Annotated in this window: 23 protein-coding genes; 13 read left to right on the forward strand and 10 right to left on the reverse strand. The window is 46.8% G+C overall.

The window, feature by feature from the left end; translation table 11 throughout:
• Nucleotides 1-277: 277 nt before the first annotated feature.
• A complete protein-coding gene (gene ppsA, locus J7623_RS07245; protein WP_291919049.1) occupies nucleotides 278-2,890 on the forward strand; it encodes a phosphoenolpyruvate synthase in 2,613 nt (870 codons plus the stop codon).
• 62 nt (nucleotides 2,891-2,952) lie between these two features.
• Here ppsA and J7623_RS07250 read toward each other — a convergent pair whose 3' ends face one another.
• Complete coding sequence (locus J7623_RS07250) at nucleotides 2,953-4,596, reverse strand: peptide MFS transporter (protein ID WP_291919051.1); 1,644 nt, start codon at nucleotides 4,594-4,596, stop codon at nucleotides 2,953-2,955.
• Nucleotides 4,597-5,069: 473 nt separating this feature from the next.
• Here J7623_RS07250 and J7623_RS07255 point away from each other — a divergent pair, with 473 nt between their 5' ends.
• On the forward strand, nucleotides 5,070-6,449 hold the full coding sequence (locus J7623_RS07255) for an OmpA family protein (RefSeq protein WP_291919053.1): 1,380 nt from the start codon (nucleotides 5,070-5,072) through the stop codon (nucleotides 6,447-6,449).
• 119 nt (nucleotides 6,450-6,568) lie between these two features.
• Nucleotides 6,569-7,036, forward strand: coding sequence for a hypothetical protein (locus J7623_RS07260; RefSeq protein ID WP_291919055.1), 468 nt, complete (start codon nucleotides 6,569-6,571; stop codon nucleotides 7,034-7,036).
• A 95-nt stretch (nucleotides 7,037-7,131) separates the two neighbouring features.
• Here J7623_RS07260 and J7623_RS07265 read toward each other — a convergent pair whose 3' ends face one another.
• Nucleotides 7,132-7,419 carry a hypothetical protein gene (locus J7623_RS07265; protein WP_291919057.1) on the reverse strand — a complete coding sequence of 96 codons (288 nt, stop codon included), beginning with the start codon at nucleotides 7,417-7,419 and terminating at the stop codon, nucleotides 7,132-7,134.
• A 210-nt stretch (nucleotides 7,420-7,629) separates the two neighbouring features.
• On the opposite strand from J7623_RS07265, the gene J7623_RS07270 reads away from it, so the two are divergent.
• Both J7623_RS07270 and J7623_RS07275 read left to right on the forward strand, forming a co-directional pair.
• Entirely contained in the window at nucleotides 7,630-8,451 is an 822-nt protein-coding gene (locus tag J7623_RS07270; protein ID WP_291919059.1) for an alpha/beta hydrolase, read from the forward strand.
• A gap of 296 nt (nucleotides 8,452-8,747) precedes the next feature.
• A complete protein-coding gene (locus tag J7623_RS07275; RefSeq protein WP_291919061.1) occupies nucleotides 8,748-9,407 on the forward strand; it encodes a hypothetical protein in 660 nt (219 codons plus the stop codon).
• A gap of 32 nt (nucleotides 9,408-9,439) precedes the next feature.
• Here the strand turns inward: J7623_RS07275 and J7623_RS07280 are convergent, their stop codons facing one another.
• The gene (locus tag J7623_RS07280; protein ID WP_291919063.1) at nucleotides 9,440-10,255 is read right to left on the reverse strand and encodes an AraC family transcriptional regulator; all 816 of its coding nucleotides are present in this window, start codon (nucleotides 10,253-10,255) and stop codon (nucleotides 9,440-9,442) included.
• Between the two features lie 12 nt (nucleotides 10,256-10,267).
• Nucleotides 10,268-11,095 carry an SDR family NAD(P)-dependent oxidoreductase gene (locus J7623_RS07285; protein ID WP_291919065.1) on the reverse strand — a complete coding sequence of 276 codons (828 nt, stop codon included), beginning with the start codon at nucleotides 11,093-11,095 and terminating at the stop codon, nucleotides 10,268-10,270.
• Between the two features lie 138 nt (nucleotides 11,096-11,233).
• Between J7623_RS07285 and J7623_RS07290 the strand changes: the two genes are divergently transcribed.
• The 7 genes from J7623_RS07290 (at nucleotide 11,234) to J7623_RS07320 (ending at nucleotide 19,353) form a co-directional block, all read left to right on the forward strand.
• Nucleotides 11,234-11,671, forward strand: a complete 438-nt coding sequence (locus J7623_RS07290) for an SRPBCC domain-containing protein (protein WP_291919067.1) — start codon at nucleotides 11,234-11,236, stop codon at nucleotides 11,669-11,671.
• A gap of 153 nt (nucleotides 11,672-11,824) precedes the next feature.
• The gene (locus J7623_RS07295) at nucleotides 11,825-12,328 is read left to right on the forward strand and encodes a GNAT family N-acetyltransferase (protein WP_291919069.1); all 504 of its coding nucleotides are present in this window, start codon (nucleotides 11,825-11,827) and stop codon (nucleotides 12,326-12,328) included.
• A gap of 317 nt (nucleotides 12,329-12,645) precedes the next feature.
• Nucleotides 12,646-15,351, forward strand: coding sequence for a ferritin-like protein (locus J7623_RS07300; RefSeq protein ID WP_291919070.1), 2,706 nt, complete (start codon nucleotides 12,646-12,648; stop codon nucleotides 15,349-15,351).
• Nucleotides 15,352-15,489: 138 nt separating this feature from the next.
• On the forward strand, nucleotides 15,490-16,467 hold the full coding sequence (locus J7623_RS07305) for a Gfo/Idh/MocA family oxidoreductase (RefSeq protein ID WP_291919071.1): 978 nt from the start codon (nucleotides 15,490-15,492) through the stop codon (nucleotides 16,465-16,467).
• Between the two features lie 38 nt (nucleotides 16,468-16,505).
• Nucleotides 16,506-17,282, forward strand: a complete 777-nt coding sequence (locus J7623_RS07310; protein ID WP_291919072.1) for a hypothetical protein — start codon at nucleotides 16,506-16,508, stop codon at nucleotides 17,280-17,282.
• An 85-nt stretch (nucleotides 17,283-17,367) separates the two neighbouring features.
• Nucleotides 17,368-18,990 (forward strand): hypothetical protein, encoded by a 1,623-nt coding sequence (locus J7623_RS07315; RefSeq protein ID WP_291919073.1) that lies wholly within the window; start codon nucleotides 17,368-17,370, stop codon nucleotides 18,988-18,990.
• Nucleotides 18,991-19,011: 21 nt separating this feature from the next.
• Entirely contained in the window at nucleotides 19,012-19,353 is a 342-nt protein-coding gene (locus J7623_RS07320) for a hypothetical protein (RefSeq protein WP_291919075.1), read from the forward strand.
• 71 nt (nucleotides 19,354-19,424) lie between these two features.
• Here J7623_RS07320 and J7623_RS07325 read toward each other — a convergent pair whose 3' ends face one another.
• Complete coding sequence (locus J7623_RS07325) at nucleotides 19,425-19,793, reverse strand: DUF1801 domain-containing protein (RefSeq protein ID WP_291919077.1); 369 nt, start codon at nucleotides 19,791-19,793, stop codon at nucleotides 19,425-19,427.
• A 154-nt stretch (nucleotides 19,794-19,947) separates the two neighbouring features.
• On the opposite strand from J7623_RS07325, the gene J7623_RS07330 reads away from it, so the two are divergent.
• Nucleotides 19,948-21,114, forward strand: a complete 1,167-nt coding sequence (locus J7623_RS07330; RefSeq protein WP_291919079.1) for an acyltransferase — start codon at nucleotides 19,948-19,950, stop codon at nucleotides 21,112-21,114.
• Here J7623_RS07330 and hisG read toward each other — a convergent pair.
• The 5 genes from hisG to J7623_RS07355 are packed head-to-tail and all read right to left on the reverse strand — an operon-like array spanning nucleotide 21,111 to nucleotide 25,156.
• Nucleotides 21,111-21,758 (reverse strand): ATP phosphoribosyltransferase, encoded by a 648-nt coding sequence (hisG, locus tag J7623_RS07335; protein ID WP_291919081.1) that lies wholly within the window; start codon nucleotides 21,756-21,758, stop codon nucleotides 21,111-21,113. The two genes, J7623_RS07330 and hisG, sit on opposite strands and share 4 nt — an antisense overlap.
• 3 nt (nucleotides 21,759-21,761) lie before the next feature.
• Nucleotides 21,762-22,283: a hypothetical protein gene (locus tag J7623_RS07340; RefSeq protein ID WP_291919083.1), complete on the reverse strand. Its 522-nt coding sequence runs from the start codon at nucleotides 22,281-22,283 to the stop codon at nucleotides 21,762-21,764.
• A 19-nt stretch (nucleotides 22,284-22,302) separates the two neighbouring features.
• Nucleotides 22,303-22,626 carry a hypothetical protein gene (locus J7623_RS07345; RefSeq protein WP_291919085.1) on the reverse strand — a complete coding sequence of 108 codons (324 nt, stop codon included), beginning with the start codon at nucleotides 22,624-22,626 and terminating at the stop codon, nucleotides 22,303-22,305.
• A gap of 33 nt (nucleotides 22,627-22,659) precedes the next feature.
• Nucleotides 22,660-23,712, reverse strand: a complete 1,053-nt coding sequence (locus tag J7623_RS07350; protein WP_291919087.1) for a phosphoribosylaminoimidazolesuccinocarboxamide synthase — start codon at nucleotides 23,710-23,712, stop codon at nucleotides 22,660-22,662.
• 19 nt (nucleotides 23,713-23,731) lie between these two features.
• Entirely contained in the window at nucleotides 23,732-25,156 is a 1,425-nt protein-coding gene (locus J7623_RS07355; protein ID WP_291919089.1) for a hypothetical protein, read from the reverse strand.
• Nucleotides 25,157-25,371 lie beyond the last annotated feature (215 nt).

Consider the following 25,371-nt stretch of genomic DNA (forward strand, 5'->3'; position numbering starts at 1 on the left):
ATCAAAAATAGGTTTTAAAGCGGTAGTTGTCAACCCTGGGGAGGAAAATTGTTTTCAGTACCTGTTTGGGAGCGTTTTTTGAAGAATGGCTACTGTAGCGGGTTTTTGTGTTAGCAGCTTGTCACCGCCAAGATGCTTATTTTGTAAGATAAACGCCGGGATAAAAGCATTTATTGCGTAAAAAAAATATACTTTAAAATGATTTTTTCGCCCGCATGCATTAAATACTTTTGGCCCCTCAGTACTGTTTTTTAACCAGGTCTTCAACACACAAACTATGATCAATCCGCATTCATTGGTATGGAAATTCTCTGATATCGACCGGACCGCTTTGCCGCTGGCAGGCGGAAAAGGAGCTAACCTGGGCGAGTTATACAAACTGGATGGCATCCACGTACCCGATGGGTTTTGTATTTCCACGCTGGCCTTTCAGCGCATCCTCAACAACACATCAGTGATAGGTGAATTACTGGAGCAGTTGTCCGTTTTGAAGGTAACGGATAAAGAGGCCATCCATACGCTGAGTAGCCGTATCCGCAGCACTATTGAAAGCGCAGTGATCCCGGATGATATCCAAACCAGCATCCGGCAGTTGCTGGCCGGTAAGGAGGGAACGGCCTATGCCGTACGATCCAGCGCCACCGCAGAAGACCTGCCCAACGCTTCATTCGCCGGTCAGCAGGACACCTACCTGAATATTACCGGCGAAGCCGCCATCCTGCAGCATATCAGCTGGTGCTGGGCTTCGCTGTTTACCGAACGGGCCATCATTTACCGGATCCAGCAAGGCTTTGATCACCGCAAAGTACACCTGGCTGTAGTGGTCCAGGAGATGGTGTTTCCCGAGGCAGCAGGAATTTTATTTACCGCAGACCCGGTAACGGGCGACAGGAATATATCGTGTATTGATGCCGGTTATGGTTTGGGCGAAGCCATGGTAGCCGGATTGGTGAATGCTGATCATTATAAGGTACGGGATGGCCAAGTCATCGAGCAGCAGATAGCAACCAAGCAATTAGCGATCTATGCCCGGCAACAAGGCGGCGTAAAAGAAGTGACACTGGATCCGGCATTGCAAAGCAAGCCGGTATTGACAACCGCGCAAATGCTCGCCCTTGCCGCTATTGGCAGCAGGATTGCCGCACATTTCGGAAGTCCCCAGGATATTGAATGGTGCCTGGCCAATGAAACGTTCTACATTGTGCAGAGCCGCCCTGTCACTACGTTGTATCCTGTTCCGGTGGTTCATGATGAACAACGGCATGTGTATGTATCCGTAGGGCATCAGCAAATGATGACCGATCCGCTGAAGCCATTGGGGCTATCCTTATTTCAGTTAACTACACCCAGGCCGATGTATGCCGCCGCCGGACGGTTGTTTGTGGATATTGCACCTAATATGGCTACCACAGCGGGAAGAGAAGCGATCATCAACGCCCTCGGTCAATCCGATCCACTCATTAAAGATGCGCTGCATACCCTTGTAGAAAGGAATTTTATACCCTTGTTACCGGAAGAAGAGCAACCGCACGGGGCTAAAGAAAAAGCGCAATTATTCCCGGGGATACCCACTATCACCGAAGGCGATCCGGCTCTCGTTGATGAGTTGATAGCCCGCAGCGAAGCCTCCATTGCAGAATTGACAGCGCAGATACAAACAAAGTCCGGCGTGGAAGTATTTGATTTCATTTTGAACGATCTCGATCAGCTGAGAACCACATTGTTCGATCCCAGGATATTGGGGGTGGTCATCGCTGCAATGAATGCATGTATCTGGATCAATGAAAAAATGGAACAATGGCTGGGAGAGAAAGGCATGGCGGATACCTTGTCGCAGTCCGCTCCCAACAACGTTACTTCTGAAATGGGGCTGGCATTAATGGATGTAGCGGATGTTATTCGTCCGTATCCCGAAGTGATCAGCTACCTGCAACAAATAAAAAACGACGACTTCCTGGAAGGACTACTGCCATTGCCCGGTGGACCCGCATCACGGGAGGCGGTCTATGCCTTTCTGCGTAAATATGGCATGAGATGTATTGGAGAGATAGACATCACCAGGACCCGCTGGAGCGAAAAACCGGCCGCCCTTGTGCCGATGATATTGAGTAATATCCGCAACTTCGAACCCGGTGCTGCCGCGCGGAAATTTGCACAGGGGCTGGAAGAAGCAGCCCGCAAAGAGCAAGAGCTATTAACGCGGCTGCGTGACCTGCCCGATGGAGCCGAAAAAGTCGGTGAAACCAAACGAATGATTGACATGATCCGGAATTTTGTAGGCTACCGGGAATATCCCAAGTACAGCAAGATTTGCCGCTATTATGCCTATAAACAGGCGCTGATGAAAGAAGTAGCATTACTGATACAGGCCGGCGCACTGGGCACAAAAGAAGATAGCTACTATCTCACCTTTGAAGAGCTGAGAGAAGCGGTACGTACACAGCACATTGATAATACGATGATCGATCAGCGAAAAGCAGCCTACCAGTTGTTTGAAAAACTCACGCCTCCCCGCGTAATGACTTCTGAAGGTGAAGTCATTGCCGGCAAATACAAACGCGAAAATGTTCCTGCGAACGCATTGGTGGGACTCGCCGTTTCCTCCGGTGTGGTGGAAGGGCGTGCCCGCGTGATCCTAAGAGTAGAAGAGGCAAATATTGAAGAAGGAGATATCCTGGTCACTACATTTACAGATCCCAGCTGGACGCCGTTATTTGTATCTATCAAAGGACTTATTACAGAAGTAGGCGGACTAATGACCCATGGCGCCGTGATTGCACGGGAGTATGGATTGCCGGCAGTGGTGGGAGTGGAGCAGGCTACCAAACTGATAAAGGAGGGGCAACGGATACGCCTGAACGGTACTAACGGCACCGTAGAAATATTATAAAAGAAAACAGGGAACAGATCGTAGCCGGTAATGGCAGGTCTTGTTCCCTGTCTTACTAAAATTTAATTTTTTACCTGCGATTTAAAAATACCATTCAGCCAGCGCAACATGGCAAATATAACCGCAGCGGCACTGCCTAATAAAAGGAAGTTGACGAGGAAGTAGTTCGCTTTGTTATCGTAATTATCCCATAAGGTAGCCAGGATCCCCGACAGCTTATTACCGATAGACGTAGCCAGGAACCAGCCTCCCATCATCAGGGAAGTAATACGCACCGGGCTCAGTTTGGATACCAGCGATAATCCCATGGGACTCAGGAATAATTCTCCTATAGTAATCACCCCATAGCAACCAATCAGCCACCATGGAGAAGCTTTTATAGCCCCGTTGCTGCACACGTATACCGCGCCTACCATCATCAACGTAGACAAGGCTGATATCAGCAGGCCCCAGGCAATTTTTGAAGGCGTAGAAGGTTCGCGGTTGCGTTTACGCAGTAAGGCAAAAAGCAGTACTATCAACGGAGTGAGCGTGATCACAAAAAATGGGTTGATAGATTGGAACAGCTCTGTATTATATAAACTGATGCTTTGCCCTTCTGCCGGCATTTTTTCCGGCGCAACATTCCTGAAATAAGGCACTTTATCCCATACCTTCAATGGTTTGCCGGCAGCATTGCGCATTACACGGAATTCGGCGTCATAGGCAGTTACAGAATCCGGTTTATTTGTAATTGTTTCTACGAGATAAAGTCCTTTGGCAGGTTGCTCAATCACCGCCGGGATCTCGCGGTTGGTATAATATTGCGCCCAGGTAGTCAGCGCGGTACCATTTTGTTTGAATACGGCCCAGAATACAATAGATACCGCAAAGATAGCCAGCAGCGCCGATATTGGCTTACGATCCTTTGCATCTGCTTTTCTTAAAAGTGATATAAAGAAGAACAGGATAGGAATACAGGCGAAGATAAACGCATCAGTAGAATCAGATCCGAAGATATTGCCAGGGATGAACCAGGCGCCCAGGCCCACTACAATAGCGGGAAGGAATACAACAGAGAAAATTTTGCTCAATGGCATATCGCCTTCCTGCATCGGTTTACGCACATCTGCATGTTTGTAATGTTTCATGCCGATCACAAAAATCAATACACCCAGGAACATACCTACACCTGCAGCAATGAATGCAGCACCCCAGCCCACCGTATTCCGCAGGAAGGCCGCAAAAAAGTTACAGATGAATGCACCGATATTGATGCCCATGTAAAAAATATTGTAGCCGGTGTCTTTACGGCTGCGGTATTTTTCATCGTTATATACATTGCCCAGCAGCGTGGAGATATTAGGCTTGAAAAACCCGTTCCCAATGCAGATCAGGGCCAGCGATAAATAAAACACCGTGAGATGGTGTACCGCCAATCCTATGTATCCGATACCCATTAAGATACCACCAATAATAATGGATTTGCTGTATCCGAGTTTACGGTCGGCAATAAGTCCTCCGAGAAAAGGAGTGAGATATACGAATGCGATGAAGGTACCGAAGATATCTGCTGCAGTAGCCCTGTCCATGCCCCAGCCACCTTTAGCGGTATCTGTCAGGTATAACTGGAAGATCCCCAGGATCAGGTAAAAACCAAAGCGCTCCCACATTTCAGAGAGGAAAAGGAACGGCAATGCCGCCGGATGATTACGTGGTTTACTCATAAAAAAGAAAATGCTATAGCAATGACATAGGTTATTTACGGGCAGCAAAAAGATATACCCGTTGCCGCCCAAACCGCTAAAATAAGGGAAAGAAGTGAATAAAGGGCATTTGCGCATCGCTATATGTAAGGATTATAATATTTTATTTAATTAAAATAGATGGATTTTTTTATTGTGAAAATATCGGCGATAAACGATCGGAAATATTTTTTTATACCGCCATATAGGTATTTGTATGTGCATTTTATTGTATTTGACCCGTATTTTTTATGAAGATGTGAAATGCTTTGCCAGTAAGGATTCCGTATAAATAATCCACGAATCCAACGATATTTTAATGTTAAATTTTGGCTAGTTGGCACAGCCTTTGCAAAGTGCCGGATCGTTCTAACTCCGGTACCGTTTTTTGTTAGCAACGAAGTGATTGTCGTAATGTGAAAATTGATATTATTCAACCCAAAAAGGTTTTTTTTATGAGTACGTTTACAAACAGGATTTCTGGAAAATCTTTCTTATTAGCTTCAACTGTATTGGCGTTATCTACTACTGCATTTGCACAGGATAGTACCCGCAGTAAAGTTGATCGCGTAACACCTTTCAATGGTGTGAAAGATTACCGTACATGGTCTGTTGGTGCGTGGGGCGGTGGTTCCGCAGCATTTGGTCCATTTGGTGGCCCTTACTATTTCAATAACTTCGATTTTAATAACGTTGGTTTCGTATACGGTGGCTACGTGAAGAAACAACTGTTGCATAACTTCGGTTTACAGGCCGACTTCATGAGAGGACAGGTGAAAGGCGCTACCAAAGCATCTCAGCAGCTTACCAATGGTATCTCTACTTTTAAAACAGATATCGATTGGTCTGCAGCCGTAAGTGGTGTATTTAGCATTGCTAACATCAACTGGTTAAATAAACAGAGTTCCATTATTCCATACGTATCTGCCGGTGCGGGTGCTATTGCCTTTAAACCCACCATTGCTACCGCTAATGGTACAGAAACAGCGGTACTGAATTCAGACGGTGGTAAAACTCACAGGGAATTATTTATCCCGGTAGGCGTGGGGGCTAAATTTGTAGTAGCCCGTGGTGTAAACATCGACCTGGCTTACAACGTGAATTTCGTGAACAGTAAAAAGTTTGATGGCATCGACAACGGTACCAAAGATAAATTTTCTACTGCCAGACTGGGTGTTGAATTTGCCCTCGGTAAAAAGCACAAGCCACAGTTAGCCGTAGTAAATCCTGCTGCACAATTAGCCATGGATTTATGGGATAAAAATGCCGCATTGAAAAATTCACTCGAAGCAAGCGATTCCCGTAACCAGGCAGCTATCGATGGTCTGAAGAAAGAAGTAGCCGATATGAAACTGGATACAGATGGTGATGGCGTTCCTGATTACCTGGATAAATGCCCGAACACACCAGCTGGTACTAAAGTAGATGGTGCAGGTTGTCCATTACCAACACCTCAGGTAGTGAAAGAAAAAATTATCATAACAGAAGCTGATAAGAAAGTAGTAAAAGATGCGATCGATAACCTGGAATTTGACCTGGGTAAAGCTACCATCAGACCTACCTCTTTTGCCAGCCTGGATAAAGTAGCCAGCCTCCTGGTAGAGAAAAACTTCAGCCTGAAATTAGCAGGTCATACCGATAACACCGGTTCTGCTGCTACCAACATGCGCTTATCTAAAGAACGTGCTGAATCCATCAAAGCATACCTGGTATCTAAAGGTGCCAATGCTTCCCGGATTGAAGCCGTTGGATATGGATCTTCTCAGCCTATTGCGTCTAACAAAACCGCTGCAGGACGTCAGCAAAACAGACGTGTAGAATTTACTTTATACTAATAGCAATCGTTTCCTTAATACAATAAGAAAAAAACGGTTCCGCAAGGGAACCGTTTTTTTTATGTAACATCCGTTGGGAAAAATCTTAATTTAGACCGGATTCAATGGACCGGTACCTTATGACAACAGCAGAAAAAATTGCTTTTAAAAATCAACTGAAACAAACAGGCCGCACCCTGATACAGGCGCGTATCAATATGGCCAAAGCTGCGATAGACAATGCGCAGGCAGCCGCTAATAGTGAAGAGAAAAGTTCCGCGGGGGATAAGTATGAGACTGGGCGCGCCATGGGACACCTGGAAAAAGATATGTACGCAAAACAGCAGTCAGAAAATATAAAAGAGCTGGCCTTGCTGGAAAGTGTAAACACAGATAAAGTATATACCACCGCACAAACCGGCGCCCTGGTACACTGCGAAGCACAGTCCTTTTTTATTGCAGCAGGACTGGGCAAACAATTGCTCGCTGATCACACCATCTTTTTTATATCTCCCTATACGCCACTGGCAAAATTATTATTTGGAAAAAAAACAGGCGGACGCTTTATGTTTAATAAGCAGGAAGTAGTGATCCTGGATGTTTATTAGCCACACATATTGTGCAGCCCCCGCTACATAATAGCACAGAAATTCCCCGCCCACCCTGCAGGCTATACGAAAATGAGTAGCAATACCCGCAATATTTACACTTTTGCTGCGCGTAACAACTGCCTGCTTTCTTTACTCACAAAGGTGATGGGAACAAATTTGTCGGTAGGTGCCCCGATGTAATACACGATCCACTCCGGATCATGGTGTGATAACATTTCACTGATACAATCAGCCCGATGTCCCATTGGGTTGGTGCAATCATCCCAGTAAAATAACTCTACCCGGTAGCGCAACTGCTGCTTTTGATTGTTGATGGTTACTTCCACTTCTATTTCCTGTTTACCTGGAAGTGGAGGAATAGGAATGACAATGTGGCTCATACACTTGATGTTATAAAAACGTTACCACAAGAAGATTGCCATATCCCAATAGCATATTGTCCGCTTACTTATGTATGTGTTTTTTCTATACCTGTTCATCTCAGCGTCAATGCCTGTCCGAAAACGGACATACCAGTGAACAAGATGCACGACGTCCGTGTTAACAAGAACCTATCCTTTATGCATTGATCACCAAATAAAAATAAAATCATGAGTAAAATTGTTTTAAAAGATGGTACCGAGTTGTATTATAAAGACTGGGGAACCGGTCAGCCTATTGTGTTTCATCATGGATGGCCATTGTCCGGCGATGACTGGGACGGGCAAATGATATTTTTCCTCCAGCAGGGCTACCGGGTGATCGCGCATGATCGGCGGGGACATGGACGGTCGTCCCAAACGTCCCAGGGGCATAATATGGATACTTATGCCGCCGATGTGGCGGAACTGACGCAGGCACTCGATTTAAAAGATGCTATCCACGTAGGACATTCTACCGGTGGAGGAGAAGTTATCCGCTATGTAGCCAAACATGGAAAAGGTCGTGTAGCCAAGGCCGTATTAATCAGTGCCGTTACCCCCATCATGGTGAAAAATGATCAGCATCCCGATGGCGTACCCCTGAGCGTATTTGATGAAATCCGGCAGAATACCGCCACGCAAAGAGCGCAATACTTCCAGGACTTCACCATTCCCTTTTACGGATATAACCGCGAAGGCGCTAAGATATCACAAGGTGTGAGAGATAATTGGTGGCGCCAGGGCATGATGGGAGCCGCTATTGCACATTATGAATGCGTAAAAGCCTTTTCCGAAACAGATTTTACTGAAGACCTGAAAAGCGTTGATATCCCTGTGCTGGTATTACACGGAGAAGATGACCAGATCGTTCCTTTCGCGATCTCCGGCGCTAAAGCGGTGAAGCTCCTGAAAAAAGGACAACTCATTTCCTACCCCGGATTCCCACATGGTATGCCTACTACAGAAGCTGCCACTATTAATAAAGATTTGCTGGCGTTTTTTAAAGCATAAAGCAGAAGGCAGAAAGCAAAAAGCTATTGCAGCGAATGATTATTGCGAATAGTATATACGCTTTGATCATTCGCTGCAATAGCTTTTTGCTTTCTGCCTTCTGCTTTCTGCTTTTTTCATTTATGCATTTACGTTATCCCAAAATACCTCCCGCCCTTTATTAATATCCGGCTAGATAAGAAAAATGCCATTGAAAATTTTCTTGATATTTATCAAGCAGACTATGCGTGACAAGTGCAATATTTGTAATGCTGATCGTTCAAACAATAACGATGGCAACCTAAAACTGCTTATATATGTTTATCGGACACTTTGGACTTGGGATGGCCACAAAAAAATTAGCCCCCACTCTTTCATTAGGAACACTGTTTATGGCTGTTCAGTTTTCTGACCTGGTATGGCCTACTTTACTGCTGTTGGGAGTAGAAAAAGTAGCGTTACACCCGGAATTGGGCGGCACGAGAACCATTGAATTTATAAGTTATCCCTTTACCCACAGCCTTGTAGGCGCGCTAATACTGGGTATCCTGTTTGGCGCTGTACACTATGCCATTAAAAGAAATTTCCGGCACGCCTTGATCCTGGGGGTAGCGGTATTGAGCCATTGGTTACTGGACCTGGTGGTGCACTTCCATGATTTACCCTTAACCCCGGCAGCCGGTGCGGCCAAAGTAGGATTTGGCCTCTGGTCTTCCGTTGCGGGTACATTGGTAGTGGAACTGATTTTATTCATCACGGGTATTATCCTGTACCTGCGGGCTACCCGGCCATTGAATGCCAAAGCCAGGATTGTTTTCTGGATCAATATCGTTTTATTGATGGCGGTACAATTATCGAACTACTGGGGTGATGCACCGGCCAGCGTGATGGCATTAGCCTGGTCTGCACAGTTGCAGTGGTTGTTTGTAATTTTGGGTTATTGGGCAGATAGCAATACAGAGCCTGTACTGGCTTAGCAGATATCAACAGCCCCGCCATCGCGGGGCTGTTACTTCATATTGATTTTTGTAGGCGATACGCCGAATTGCTTCCTGAAAGCAAATGAAAAATGGGAGAGGTCTTCAAATCCCAGGTCCAGGTAGATATCAGCCGAACGTAATCCCTTTTCCCGGATCAGGTAATGCGCTTCCTGTAGTCTCCTTTGCAGCAGCCACCGGCTGGGCGTTATATGAAATATCTTTTCAAAATCCCGTTTGAAAGTAGCCAGGCTTCTGCCGGTCAGATACGCAAATCGTTGTAGTGGTACATTGAAGTGAAAGTTCTGATGCATGAAGGCTTCCAGGTCTATTTTGCCGGGATCGCTGAAGTCAAACAGCATGTCTTTCAATGTGGGATCCACTTTTAGTAACAACAGCACTGCTTCTCTCAGTTTCAGGGTAACCAGGAGTACATCGTCTTTTTCATGCAGCGGAAGATAAGCCGGCAAGGAGTCGAAATAGTTTTTGAACAACGGATCCTCCGGCAGCCGGATCACCGGTGGACGGGACACCGCCGAAGTGGACAGTTGTCCGGCTTCCATGCTCATACTCCGTAAAAAGGGCTGATCCAGTTGCACCGAAAGCGATTTATATTCGCCACCGTCCGGTGGTATCTTCTGAAACTTTATCAGTTGATTACGTCGTCCCAGCCGGTAATCGCCGGGATGAAAGGTGTACGACTGCTGCCCGTCATTCATCACCAGCGTACCGGATACCTGGTAGCTGAATACAAATTCCGGAATGAACTGTTCTCCTTCCCGGTGCAGCGTGGTGTAGCAGGAGGAGGCAACTGGCGAATGGTACTTATGGAGTGTGGAGGTTGTCATATGTATGGTAGATCAGTCACCGGTGTCGGTGGAAATACTTAGCGGCCGCCATTTTTCCATTTCCTGTTGATGCTCTTCCATGACTTGTTCCAGCCGCTTTAGGGCATCGCTACCTAGTAGCAGATGTACGGGGGGAGTCGAACTATTCACCAATCGGAGGATGGCTGTTGCCGCTTTTTCCGGATCGCCCGGCGGGTTAAAGGTACTGCTTTTAAACATTTCTGTTCTGGCGCCCACGGTGGTTTCATAGCCGGGTATGACCGGGGCGATATCCATGTCGCTAAAAATGTCGGTACGGAAGCCGCCAGGCTCTACGCTGGTCACCCATATTCCAAGCGGGCGAACTTCTTTGGCCAGTGCTTCGGAGAAGCCCGACAGTCCGAATTTGGCGGCCTGGTAGATGGTCAGCGCAGCATTGCCCGCTCTGCCGCCCAGGGAGCTGATTTGTATGATATGCCCCGACCGTTGTTGCCGCATATATGGCAGCACTGCGCGGGTGAGAGTAATAGGGGCGTACAGGTTGGTGTGCAGCTGAACGGCTACCTGCTCCTCACTGTATGCTTCAGCGGCTCCTAAAATGCCGAAGCCGGCGTTATTAACCAGCACGTCTATACGCCCAAACTTTGCGATGGTATTTGTTACTACCGTGGCAATAGCTGCGCTATTGGTTACATCCAGCTGCTGCGGATAAACCTGCTCCGGGTATTGCGCTACCAGGTCATTCAGGACTTCCGGATTCCGGGCGGTCGCGGCTACCAGGTCGCCGCCGGCCAGTGCAGCAGCAGTGATACTTCTTCCTAATCCACGGGAACTGCCCGTGATCAGCCAAACTTTTTTCATCTGATGATATTTCTGACAAAGGTCGGAATTGAGAAAAGAAAGCAGTTTGTTAAAACGCTCATCATATTTTGTTGAAACGTTCCCGATGTTTGTAGATATTTACAGGTATACCGGAAAATTTCGGGAGATAAATAACAAATGGAAGCCATCAACAAAAAAATAAAGATCCTGGCGCCCATATCTGCGGTATGGGACTCGTTAACTACGCTGCCACACATGACCGCCTGGATGGGAGACCCGGATATGAAGCTGGAAATAGCCACCACCTGGGAACCGGGCAGCCCTATTGTGATCCGCGGCTTTCATCACCTGCGGTTTGAAAACAAGGGAACGGTGCTGGAATATGTACCCGAACAAGTACTGAGCTATAATTTCTTAAGCTCTATGTCACGCCTGCCGGATATACCGGCTAATCATACCGTACTTCGCTTTGTATTGCAGCCGGAGGACGCCTATACGCAGTTGGTGTTGACCCTCTCCAATTTCCCTACTGACACTATTTACCAGCATCTTAACTTTTATTGGAATGGTACGCTGGCCATGTTAAAACAACACGTGGAAAAGAGTAACGTGTAGCGTAAATTATTTTCACCAGGGAAATAATAACAATAAATGGCTGTTGTTGCAGGATAACAGCGCGCGTACCTTTGTGCCATGAAAAGCCCCCTTGCTTTTTAATGATGGATCTTTGGAAGAAGTACGTTAATTTCCCGTTATTAACTATCTTGTATGCATATACTTTTTCAGAGTGACCGGATTATTATCCGGGAGTTTTTGCCGACAGAAATAACATTGTTTACTACGTTGTTTGAAGATCCGCTGGTAACAACCTATATACCTTATCGTTCGCCGGAGCAGTACGTTGACCTGTTTCATGAAGCCCTGGAAGATTATAAAAAAGGAAGGCTCAGCCGATGGGCTGTTTTTGATGCGGTGACCTACGATTTTGCCGGCACCTGCCTGGCGCGGCATTTTGCAGAGGTGCCTGCTCAACTGGAAATAGGCTATGTTTTAAACCAGGCTTCCTGGGGGAAAGGCATTGCCTCCGCTGTAAGCCGGGCATTGGTGGATTATTGCTTTGCTAACACCGATACCAGGGAAGTAGTAGCGGTAACAGACCCCGAAAATATTGGCTCCCAAAAGGTGTTGGAGAAAACCGGGTTTAAGCGGCTGCCGAATTTAGTGAGAGCAGATGGAGAGGTTACATATTTTGTGATACAGCGATCTGAATAGTTTGGATCGCTACCTTTTTTATAGATGAATTTTTTTTTTAACGATTTTGTTAATCAGTTATAAGTTATCCAAAAATCCCCTATTTTTATAAACGACCAGCTCAATGATGAGCGTATATTTGATATTCCTCATAATAACTACTTAACTTATGATTTTCCCGCATATTTCTTCGGATAGATAGTCTCCTGTTTTTTCATTGTTTGATGTCGCATTTGCTCGCGGGTAATGTGTTGGATTGTCGTGTCCTGCTGTGGCGCCGGGAATGCATATAACGATCATTCGTTTCCTCACTTTCTTATAAAACCCAAATACTTATTATGAGTTATTTACAGAGCCCCCGGTTGCAGTTTTCGGGGAAGTTTCAGGCGGATCCTTCCACGGTTAACAACGATCCGCAGCACTTTAATACAGCCCAGTTTCAAACCAGTTATGACATGCCCGGCCAGGGCGCCAGCAATGGCTGGTGGAACCCCAATGGTACCGGTGCCTGGCGCCTGTATGATTGTTCCGTGAAGCGGGTATATTACCTGGACGGCACCTTTTGCGATGACCCTGCACAGGACCCGGTAGTAGGCTTGCCGGTAACCGGCGCCGATGGACGTGCCGAAGGAAAAATTGTAGACCTGGATCCGGAGCAACAGATGGTATCTGAGTTGTGGGGCTTCCAGGTAATAGTAGGGAATGACCATACGCTGGGCTTCAAAGGTGATTATAAAGAAGCGGCATTCGGTGATATCTGGGTGCGGTATGCGCAGGGGCAACCCGACTCATTTTTTGGCGCGCAATACCAGAGTATATTAACTATCAAAGGTTGGGTGAACCTTGGCGAATCCCGTTTCATGAAAGAGCTGGCCTCTGTATCCGCTACTGGTGTGGTACCCGAAAAACTCAGTATCAAATTTAATGTAGACGGTTTCCAGGATGATTCCACACAACCGGATTTTACGTTGGGCCGCGTGGTAGGTACCATTGGGCAGCAAGGCGTAAAAGAACCGGATTACTTCACCGCCGGCAGGATGCTGAGCGCTGTACCGGGATCTCCTTTTTCCGCGAATACCGCTTACTGCATAGTAGATAATAACGTACTAACGATAGACCTGGGAAATAGTTTACCCTGCAAAACTGCAGGCGGCCCATTGATGGATAACGGCAAGCTTTACCTGGGCGTAACTCCCGCTAACGGTACACCCGTATCACTGGCGGAGATCCGCTACATGGATCCGGGTTGGTATACGCTCTCCGGCGGACTGGTTTCCATCACGCTTACATCTGAACAGGCTACCATGGTAGCATCCAATCCACTCGCTATATTTGCAGGCTACCCCGGTGCATTGACTCCGATGGTGTTGTCAGAAAACAGCGCCGGTACTTTTGTGCGCGCCGATAAATTTGTATTCCGCATGGACCCCGGCGAACAGGCCGTTACGAAGTTCTATGCTACCGCTTTCGGGCAGCCACTACCCAATGCGCCCATTAGCCTGATTTATGATCCTACCACTATAGAAGGACAGATCAAACAAGGACCGGTGTCCGGACCTACCAATGTAGGACAGCCCCAGTCGGCTTTCACCTTTCCTACTTCCATCACCACCGGCGCCGATGGCACCGTAGAATTGACTATGACGGCCGCCAATCCAGGCAATCCCAGGAAATATATCGACGGACAGGTATATGGCGTTGCTTACCAGTTGGGCACTACGCCACCACTGGTGGGCGCCATACAAAACGGTAACCAGTTGTTGAATGCGCACGTATTTACAGAATATAAAATACCGGATGTACCCAACTGGGTAGAACACGTACAGCCTATTTTCCAGCAGTACGCCGATCTGTACCCGATCATGCGGCCTATCGTAGATTTGTCGGATTATGCACAGGTAAGACAACGTATCAACATCCTGAAGAATGTTTTTCATACGCCCATTACCAGCCCCAATTATATGCCGGTGACCCGTGACCTGTCTGGCGGTAAACTGCATATGATCCGCAAATGGCTGGATAACCCGGTGTACATGAACCTGGACTCCGTGGAAAACCTGCACCGCGCTTTGCAAACAGCGATAGAGCTGGAACATTCTACTATTCCGCCTTATCTCTGTGCATTATACAGTATTAAGCCTGATTGTAACATAGAAGTATCCGGTTTAATCCGCAGTGTGGTCATTGAAGAAATGTTGCACATGGCACTGGTGTGTAATATCATGATTTCATTGGGTGGTAGTCCGGATATTAAGCATCCCCGCTTTGTACCTAAATACCCCGGCTCTTTGCCTGGTGGCCTGCGCGCCGGTCTCACCGTGCGTTTAAGACGCTGCTCTATTGATCAGATACGCGACTGCTTCATGTCGATCGAAGAACCGGAAGAAATCATCCAGCAACGTTTCCGGTCCCTGCGCCCTGCCCTGATGGGAGAAGAAAGCCTGTTTACCATTGCCTGGTTCTATGACCAGCTGAAAAAGGCATTGGTAGAGTTGAATGCGCTGGGTAAGCTGAAGTTTGGTAATGTAGATAAACAGGTATCCGATTGGAGTGGCATGGGTAAATTATATGTGATCACTTCCCTGGAAGATGCGCTGAACGCCATTGATGAGATTATGGACCAGGGAGAAGGTACCAAAGCTACCGATCCTTACGATGGACAGGGAGAACTGGCGCACTACTACAAATTTGCAGAGATCGTGAATGGCCGTCACCTGGTAAGTAACGGTGAAACCTATACGTATACCGGTACCGCCATTCCATTTGATCCTGCCGGCGTATATCCGATGGCAGATGATCCGCAGCCCGCCAATTATCCAAAGGGTTCTACGGCGCATATTTTAGCCACCCAGTTTGCACAAGGTTACCAGGCTTTACTGAATGGCTTACACCGGACGTTTAATGGAGAACCACACTTCCTGAGAGAAGCGATTGGCTCTATGTATTCGCTGGACTTGCTGGCGCGCAAGCTTATGCAAACACCGTCTGGTTTGAATGATGGTACTACCGCAGGACCGGCGTTTCAATTGCCGTATGTAGTTTAGCAGAAAGCGAAAAGCAGAAAGCAAAAAGCTATTGTAGTGAATGATTACCGCGAATATAATATGCGCTTAGTTCATTCGCTACAATAGCTTTTTGCTTTCTGCTTTTCGCTTTCTGCTTATAAAGATTATCTTGCTACTATGGAATCAATCAAATGGGGCATCATAGGTTGCGGAGACGTGACCGAAGTAAAAAGCGGACCTGCTTTTAACAAAGTACCGAATTCTTCGCTGGTAGCGGTAATGCGCAGAGATGCAGCCAAGGCGGAAGATTATGCGCGGCGTCATGGTGTACCGAAATGGTACAGCGATGCAGCACAACTGATCAACGATCCGGAAGTAAATGCGATATATATTGCAACGCCGCCTTTACAGCATGAAGACTATACACTGATGGCCATTGCTGCCGGTAAGCCCGTGTACGTGGAAAAACCGATGACACTGAATGCCGCTGCGGCCATCCGTATGAATGAAGCAGCGACTCATCACGGGGTGAAATTAAGTGTGGCGCATTACAGGAGGGCGCAACCGGTATTCCTGAAAATAAAAGAACTGTTGGATAGTAATGCTATTGGCGCGGTGCGTTTTGCATCGTTGCAAATGTTACAACCGCCTTCCTCCAAATTGATTGCCAGCACAGGCAACAACTGGCGATTAGATCCGGCTGTTTCCGGCGGTGGTTTGTTCCATGACTTAGCGCCGCATCAGTTGGATTTAGTGATTTACTTTTTTGGTGCCCCGCAATATGCCGCAGGAATAGCGTTGAATCAGGCAGGATTGTCGCCTGCAGATGATTTCGTTACCGGGCATATTTTATTTGAGAACGACGTAGCTTTCGATGGTACCTGGAGTTTTGCGGTAGCTAAAGACGAACAGGTGGACCAGTGCAAAATAACCGGGTCTGCAGGTTCGATTAGTTTCCCGGTATTTGGTAGCAAAGTAACCCTGCATAAAGATGGGTTATCAGAAACGTTTACATTCGATGCCCTGCCGCATGTACAGCAACCGATGATAGCGGCTGTGACCAGCTATTTTTTAGGGCAGGGACCGAATCCATGTTCCGGGGAGCAGGCGATATTATCCATGCAGGTGATGGATAGCTTTACGAAACGGCGTTAGATATCTCCCAAAAAAAATGATAAAACTTTGTATTTATAGTGCGTAATCCCACCCGAAGAAATAGAAATATCGGTACTGCCAGCCAGGGCTTCGGGCAAAATAACCGGCTCGAAATTCCGGGCCCTCTTATGGACCACCGCAGCTTTTTCGAACGGTTAGGCCCGTACGAAAAAACGACGTATGTGATAAATGGCCATACTTTTGTTTTTATTGTAGAGGCTACCAGTCCTCATTACCGGCATGCCTGCTCCATTGCTGATGTTATCCGGATGATAGCATATGTTCCCGTTGAACACTATGGGAGTTTAAGATTCATTGTATTCCGGCAACCCAAAAGAAAGGAGAACATATTGTCGCCCTGCTGGGGACGGCTCATTTATTCCTATGAATTTGAACATGATTATTACCCGGCTATTATCCTGGAAGCGTTTGATGAAAGGCAACAGATAAAATGGAAACGTACCTTAACCCTGGAAGATCAAAAAGAGTTGGAACGCCTGAAAGCGGATGGCCACCCATTCCGGGAGGATAAACGAAGTTTTACAGCGCCGTTGTCAGCTGCCAATGTCCGCAACACACAACTATACCGGACATTCCTGCACGAATTTGGGCATTATGTTCATTACCAGGAGATGGTAGAACGCGTTGCCCGCGATGATGAAGACTATGATAAGTATTGGAATATCTATAAAAAACTGCCGTCGGTTACAAAAGAAACGTTTGCTCACCAATATGCAGATCGCTTAAAGGCCGCTTTGCAGCAGCAACAACTCATTCCACTTGCGCCGGTTGTACCGGAAAATCATAGCTCCTGACTGATTTTTTCAGGGAAACATATACATTTATTATTAATATATAACTTAATTGCCTATTTTCGCGGCCCTAAACCCTATACCGCATATGAAATCCTGTATGAAATTCATACCGGCACTCATGCTTGTAGCTGTCACGTTTGGTGCCCATGCGCAATCTGATTCTGCATTGAAGAGTAAAATTATTGCCCGGCCTGTGAAAACAAAGAAGCCAACCAGCCAGGTTGGATTGGAATTGGTATATAAAACGTATACTTCTTCCTATTATAACTTCAATTCCCATACCTATTCCAGTAACACGTATACGAAACCGTTTGTACGTATTAATGGGGCTAAACCCGTGGCATTAGACAAAAAAGGAGAAATGCTCCGGAAGTACTATACTAAATGTCCGCTGGCCATGGCGCAACTCGACGAATTTCGCGACAAGAATAAAAAAGCATCGAGGCTTTTTTGGGGTGGTTTTGGGGCTGCCGGAGTAATGACTATTGGTGGTCTTGTGCTTTCCACAAAGGTGCCGGAGGATAAATCAACTGCTACTTTCTTCGCCAGTTTTGGCGTTGGAGTGGGAACCATGCTGGCTGGGGGGATTGCTTCCTGGATACTTCACAGACGGGCGGATGAACATCTGCGGAGTTCTGTAGACGTATATAACAGAAGCTGTTATATACCGCCAAAGCCGGATAGTACACAAATAGCATCCACTTCCTCTTCTTTTGCGACAGAAGGAAAAGTAAAAGCGTCTCCTCAGAAGAATTATGTAGATACGGTATTGTATGAATTAGTACGTAATGAGCCGGCACATTCTAATTTGTTTGGGATTTCTGTGCACCCGGTAGTGGTGGATGCTTATAAACCTAACCTGAGTATTTCCGGTGGTGTTGGCGTATTCTATACTTATAGAAGTGCGTTTGGTGTGAGCCTCAATACACAAATTGGCTACCTGGAAAATATGGATGGAATCCATGGAAGTGATAAACCCTCTTATGAATCATATGGTGTACCCGTAAAAAACCGGGCATCAAAACGATTGGAATTGCAAACCAAGTTTACCTTACACTCCTGGACAAAAGAAATTAAATACCCCATGCATATCTCATATAGCAGAGAGGGAGAGATGTCTGGTAGTGTGCCAGGTACAATGGTGCGTGCTATCACTGGCCGGCTGGGATTCATCCATGACCTCAAGAAAATAGAGGGCAACGGCATGATGCCATTGGAAACCAGTAAAACACCTTATGTGTTGCATATGGATGATGGTACAGATCAGGAACTGGGTAGAACAGGATTGAAAAATTCTACTGTCCTCCTGCAGTCGGAGGTAATTACAGCGGGTATCGCGTTGAGTACTTTCCGCGATATGAAAATTAATCTTAAAGACGAGCAATACAGAGGGAAAAGGGACTTGAAAGCACAAACTGACCTTTTTATAGATGTAATGTATGCTCCTTCTATGAAATATGAAGACCTGTTATATTCCTATCATGTTTATCAGGCGAACCAGATGTATGAAATACTGCCGGTAACTTCTTCTTTTAGTAGAACTGGCGCCAGAGTAGGTTATCAGTCGATGAGTATGGGAAAATTCTTTGGTACCAAATATATTATCGAATTAGGATTACGTCCCGGACCTACTTTACCCAATTCTGCCAATGCATATTTCCAGCTAACGTATGGAGTGATTTTTGGCGGCCGTCAAAACAATTTTTAATAAGAATAGATTTTCCCTGCTATGAAGCGTTATATACTGGCCATTGGCTCTATTGGCTGCCTATACTTTTTTACAGGTTGTATTAAGCACTACAGCTGCGATGATATAAGAGAGCTGTCTATGCCTGCTGATACACTCCTGCACAATGGTGAAACCTTAAGGTTCACCGCACCTGCTGAAATTCCCATCAATGAAGTACAGTACTATAATTGGTACGGACCTAACCACTTTTCTGCACACCGGGAAGAGGAAGCCATTATCTATGATGTAACGGCAGCCACCACTGGTACTTATCATCTTGATATCATTACGAAAGGCGGTTGTACCTATCGGCTGAGTAAATATATACGGGTGATACCATGATACCGTAATGATGGCAACGTCCGGCGCCTGCAGCCAGGAAGGGACACGGACGTTGCCATCTTCCCAATCTGCTATTTCTTCTTAGTCGCTGTCTTCGCATCATTCTCTTTTGCGCGGAATTTCACCATCTTCGTAATCAGCGCCAGTGGCATAGGCTGATCCAGTGGAAACTGTACGGAGCCTTTCCCCGTTTTATATTTCGACAACTCCGCTTTAAACGTCTCCATCCCTGATGGGATAGGATAGAACCCAATATGGTGGGGATAAGCAGCGAAATAAACGAGGGGACCGTTTTGCTTATACGCCGGCATCCCATAACCAATGCCTTCTGTGGCCTGGGGCGCTGCCTTTTTCACCGTGTTACGAACCTCTTCCAGCACCTGCTGAATATCCGGCGGAAAGCCGGCAATGTATTCGTCTACAGTAGTTGCGTTTGTCATAGCGTTGGAGTTTATAATACAAATTTATCGTTTCCCAGCGAGCGGCAGGCGGTGTAAACGCGACAATACGCCATGCCGAACCCGACAAAATAATAGAAAAAAACTAGCGCGTATCACTATCTTTATACAATCACTCCTCGCCGTACAAAGAAATATGCAAAACTTATCTACGTTACCCACATCCAAAAAATTAGTTGGTTTAGACCACCTGAGAGCGCTGGCCATCACGCTGGTATTGCTGTATCATTATCGCATGTTTGCTCATCCGCAGTGGGTGGATGATGTGATAGGCTTTGGGTGGACGGGAGTAGATCTATTTTTTGTGCTGAGTGGTTTCCTGATTTCCTCACAGTTATTTGAGCAGATGGCAAAGGGGAAAGCCATCTCTTTACCTGAATTTTTTATCAAGCGCTTCTTCCGGATTATCCCACCGTATTTGTTGGTGCTGGCCATATATGTATTCATTCCGGCTTTCCATGAAAGAGAGCAGCTGCCGCCCTTATGGAAGTTCCTGACGTTTACGCAAAACTTCGGATTGGATATTAAAACGGACGGCACCTTTTCTCATGTGTGGTCGTTGTGTGTAGAAGAGCATTTTTATTTACTACTGCCGTTGGTGCTTACCGGATTGGTAGCGTGGAAGGTGGCGCGAAAGGGTTGGATACTATTGCCCGTATTGTTCTTAGCAGGCTTCGTTATCCGGTGGTATTGCTGGCAATACCTGATTGCTCCACATGAAGGTGCGGATGATTACTGGAAATATTGGTACATGGAAATGTACTATCCTACTTATAACCGCCTGGATGGCTTATTGGCGGGGGTGGCAGGAGCCGCGTTATTTACATTTCTGCCATCCGTTAAAGCGTGGATCATTCGTTATAGCCATGCCATTTTGGTGGCAGGACTACTGGTATTAACAGGCGCCTGGTTTTTATGTGAGGAGCAGAAAAACTTTTGGGCCTCTATCCTGGGATATCCTGTTATTGCCATTGGATATAGTTTACTGGTATTAGGCGCGGTAAGTCCGGGTAATGTTTTATACCGGTTTAACAGCCGCATTACAGCGCTGATCGCCAAATTATCTTTTGTATTATACTTATCCCATAAAGGCGTGATACACCTGGTGCAGCCACTCTTCGAAAAAGCAGGACTGGCGCCGAAGGGCAATGCCATGCTTGTGGCTTCTCTGCTGGCGGCGGTAGCGGCGGCTTTTATACTGAATAAGTTGGTGGAGGCACCGTGTTTGCGGTTGCGCCAACGAATATTACAGAAGAGAAAGGGAAAGCAGGAGGCCATGATGGTGGAACACCTGCGGGCCTAACAAACGGGTTGCTTTAAATGAGACATAAATAGTTCCTGTGCAGCCATGTCTGTTTTGCGGGTCCATATTTCATGTTGCAGTGTGGTAATGGTGTCCAGCTCACAGAAGCCCATTCGCCGGATGGTGCGCCCGGTTTCAATCACATCTATAATGGCGTCTGCTATGTGCAGGTAGAGCGCTGTTTCGTGGGTGCCTTCCATAGGAATAATGCGGGCGTTCATGTTATGTGCAGCGATATAGCGTTGTGCCACCGACGTAAACTTTGTGCAGATGGTATGGATATGTTGTGGGAGGATTACGGACGGCGCTATCAGCGAGAGGCGGCATTGCTGCATCGGTAATGGTTGCAGGCAGCTAAGGGACGACAATCCATATTCCCGGAACCAGATGCTGCTGCCGATGGCCACATCAATATGTCCCTGTTCCAGCATCCAGCAGAGGTCGCGGCTACGTACAGTCACCACCGTAAGACTACAGGTCGTATCATGAAATACAGGCACGTCTCCATTCATGAAGCTTTTAAACGCCGGGGTGTCCGGCATCTCCATTAATGATACTGATTCAGCAAAGCCCCGCCCTTTCCCGATGGCAATCCGCAGCGGTGATGGGAAGCGACAAGTGTTATCAGTTTTTGGCAGTTGCATATATTATAAGTTATGAACCCAGTAAAGCAGTTTTGCCAGGCAAACATCCTGGGGATATTGATCTGTTCTGAGGATGTTGGCGCCATAAGTTTTTCCTAACTGAAGGTATTGCGCCATATAGCCGGTATGATAAGCCACATCGAATGTTTCTTCTGTTCGGGCCTCGAGTCGTTGCAGGGTAGTGCTGATGTCTGCGTAGCAAAGCGTAGTAGGCGGCACCGGTAGCCAATCCTGGTAATAGCTGGCAGGGATGAGCGTGAAAATAGTCATCCAGTGCCGGTCGAAGATGAGTATATCCTGACTGTTTGCTGCCAGTAATCCATTGATGGCGGCTTTGCCGAGATCAGCTACCTGTTGGTACTCTTTTTTTTCAGCATGTGCCAGGAGGGCGGCGCCTGTTTTTCCACCAAAGGGGCGGAGATAAGTTCCGCCGGTGGCTTGTGCCAGTAAGGTAGCCAGGGTGGTTTTACCGGCGCCGTCATGTCCGTCTATGGCCAGTATAAGCGGTCGTTGTTGGTTGTCCATACGGTGGTTGCCAGCTACATTAATGATGAGGATATAGCCCTACGTTGCCGTCTTTTTCATCCAGCTTTACCAGGTATTTGCCGGCGCCTTTATGGCCATTTTTAAGGATAGCGCCTGCGGCCTGGTTTAATTTCATCAACCCACGGGCAGACACCTCTTTAAAAGGACGTTTATCCGTTGCTGTTGGATAAAGCGTTACCTTATCCTTCTCTACGGAAAAGCCTATACGTTTCCCCTGTCCTTTCTGAAACTTAAGCAGGTGACGTGCTGCCGGCGGGAGGGTAATCATGCCGGCAGGGGAAATGGTTCTGCTGCTGAGGTTTTCTTTAAATGAAGTAGCCATTGTTTTTATTTTTTTGGTGAGATGAATAAGTAGTTAGCTATTTACAGGGAACATCGAGGAATATGCTTTTTCATAATTTTCATATAGCTTTTCTGGTGCGGCTCCTTTTCTCCACAAGTCTTTGTCCATTGATTCAGCCTGTTCCGGATGAAGGCTGTTCCATCGGATGCGCATGCAGTCCGGGCTGATTTCACCATAGATCAGTTTACCGCTGCGATCAATAAAGATGCACATGTCAATGAGGGTAATACCGGATTGAAAAAACATTTTTTCCAGCCAGAGGAATGTTTCCAGCGCCATTTTCTTAGCGTAGGAAAGGTCCTGTATCCAGAGCGCGGCGTAGTCGTCGGAGATGGGCTCATCTGCGAGCCGGTTATTGTTTTCATCGGTCAGGGGATGGCGCCAGTCGAAGCATACGATGGGTGCCTCGAAGCGGGTCCATCGGCTTATCGGGCGTGCATCCGGAAGCGTTGACGGATATTTATCGGTATACCGGTATCGGTGCACGGGGGAGCCGATATGATACCTTTTAATCCTGGTTTCTATATTACAGGTATCTACCAGTAATTGCACAATAAACAAGCCCTGTTCATTTTCTATTTCTGCCAGGAAGGCGCTGGCGGGAGCGCAGGCGAGGCCTTTCCCATGCTGCAGCATTTTACGGTACACCGCAGTGGTGAATTTAATCCGGATAGCGTCGGTGCCGTCTACCAGCCCGTAACGGTTATGAGTATAGGAGTATACGGTGGGTTTAAATTTTTCTATCACCACCCGTGGTGTCCAGTACCTGATAATTTTGCTTTCTCCTTCTACCAGGAGTGGCAGCAGCTCAAAGCTGAAAGGAATTTTTTGCAGGATGTGTTCTACGATACTTTCCACTGGTTCATATAATTTTATCACTATCGTAGATGCGTTCGAGTGAGCACCGGTGGTATCTGTCAGTACCAGGCAGGGTTGGTGAAGAGGGATAAGAGGTTGTGTAGTCAGCACCACCGGAAACTCCAGGGACTGTAATTGCCGGATAGCGGTAGCGATGCGATTTTCGGGCGTTGCCCGGCATTCATTGATGATATAGATGGACGACATATGCTGCATGCTTTATAGTTTATCTTAAAAAATCGGGCAGGTCATATTCCGTATAGTCGAAAGCGTGATAGGCATCGTTGAGTACATACAACAGCTGGAGCGTAGCGGCGTACGCATTGGCGATGGCTTCCCAGGGGCGTCCGCTTTCACAAAGAGCTACCTGGTCTTCTATGGCGTAATGAAGCGTGGTCGTTGTCCAGGCATTAATCAGTTCTTTGTTATTCGGTTCCCGCATGGCGGCGCGCATACCTTTGGTAATATGCATGGGTATCTTGATAAAATACTGGTAAAGATTTGCTTTCCCTTCCAGCCCGAAGTGTGTACCCTCTTTAGCCAGGAAGCCCGCCATTCCCAGCAGTTGCCGCATACGTACGTAGCCGAAGCTGAAGTTGCGGTATAGCAGGTCATGAGCCGGTTTTACGGGGATAACGGCTTGTCCGTATAAGCATAATACGTGTTGATTAAGGTTGTCGCCGGACAGCGACTGGCATCCATAAAAGTCTGTTTCATCATACACGCTGATATTGATATCTACACCCCGGTAAGATGGATTTTGCCCGCTTAGTGCCTGCAGTGCGGCATCGGATGATTTTACATACAAGATCACGTCATAGTCAGCGAAGCTTTCGCTGGTAACGGAGGAGCCGTATACAAAGATGGCGAGCAGGTTGTCTGACAGTAAATCCCGCAGTTGTTGGCTAAAGCCAAATCGTGTTTGTTGGGCTGCCGTGAGTGTGCTGGCTGTGACCAGCAGCGGTGTGGTAGTAACACCGTCGCTGAGGGCCGTCAGCAGGCGGCCATACATTTTTTTGATGGCGCTGATGCGGTCGAAAGCATCCAGGTCAGTAGCATATCCATAATGCAGTACAAATTGCTGTAGGTCCTCTTTGCTGATGACTGTTATTTCCAGTGATTCAAGATAGGCAGATATTTGCCAGAGCCTGTCCAGTTTACTTTGAATAGTGGCCTCTGTAAAGCGATTTTGTATAATGGCTGCACTCAGGGTGCAACCCGCCAGGAACAACAGGGACTGCAGGTAGTAACGGTTGGTACCCATGCCGGTATTGGGGTCTACCGGTAGCAGCGGATGAAATGTTTGTAATGATTGTATAAACTGGCGGTAGTTTTCATCAGCAGGAGCTATGTTGGTTTCCTGTACAAAACGCTCAAAAAACAGCGGGTGAAACAGGGAAGATAATTCCAGCAACTGACGGCTTACCGGGCGGGGATTTACCAGTTGTAAGGAGGTTGCTACGGTGAAAAATTCACGTAATTCGGCTTCATCCAGTTCTTCATGGAAGAGGACAAAGGTAAAATCGCTTTCTTCTTTTTCCCGCCATCCCGGTGGCATGGTAACGATGCGAAAGCCGGCATATTTATGTTTAAATATGGAGCGGAAAGGGCTCATATCCACGGATGGTGGTATAAACAGTTGATCTTTCAAAGTAAAAGAGATGAGATAGTCACGCCTGAATGCTGCGATAATGTCCGATTTGATGCAATGCTTTATGGGAAAAGATACTTTTTATTGCCCTGGGGGAGGCGACCCTTTCTCATAAATTAAAAATTCCGGGCTAAGGGGTTTGTTCAACTTATTTTGAGGTATTCTATTAACAAGTGATAGCTGCGGGCAGCGATCTATTTAAAGTTAGGTAATTT

Origin of the sequence: Chitinophaga sp. (assembly GCF_017745275.1) — a bacterium.
Classification (GTDB): domain Bacteria; phylum Bacteroidota; class Bacteroidia; order Chitinophagales; family Chitinophagaceae; genus Chitinophaga.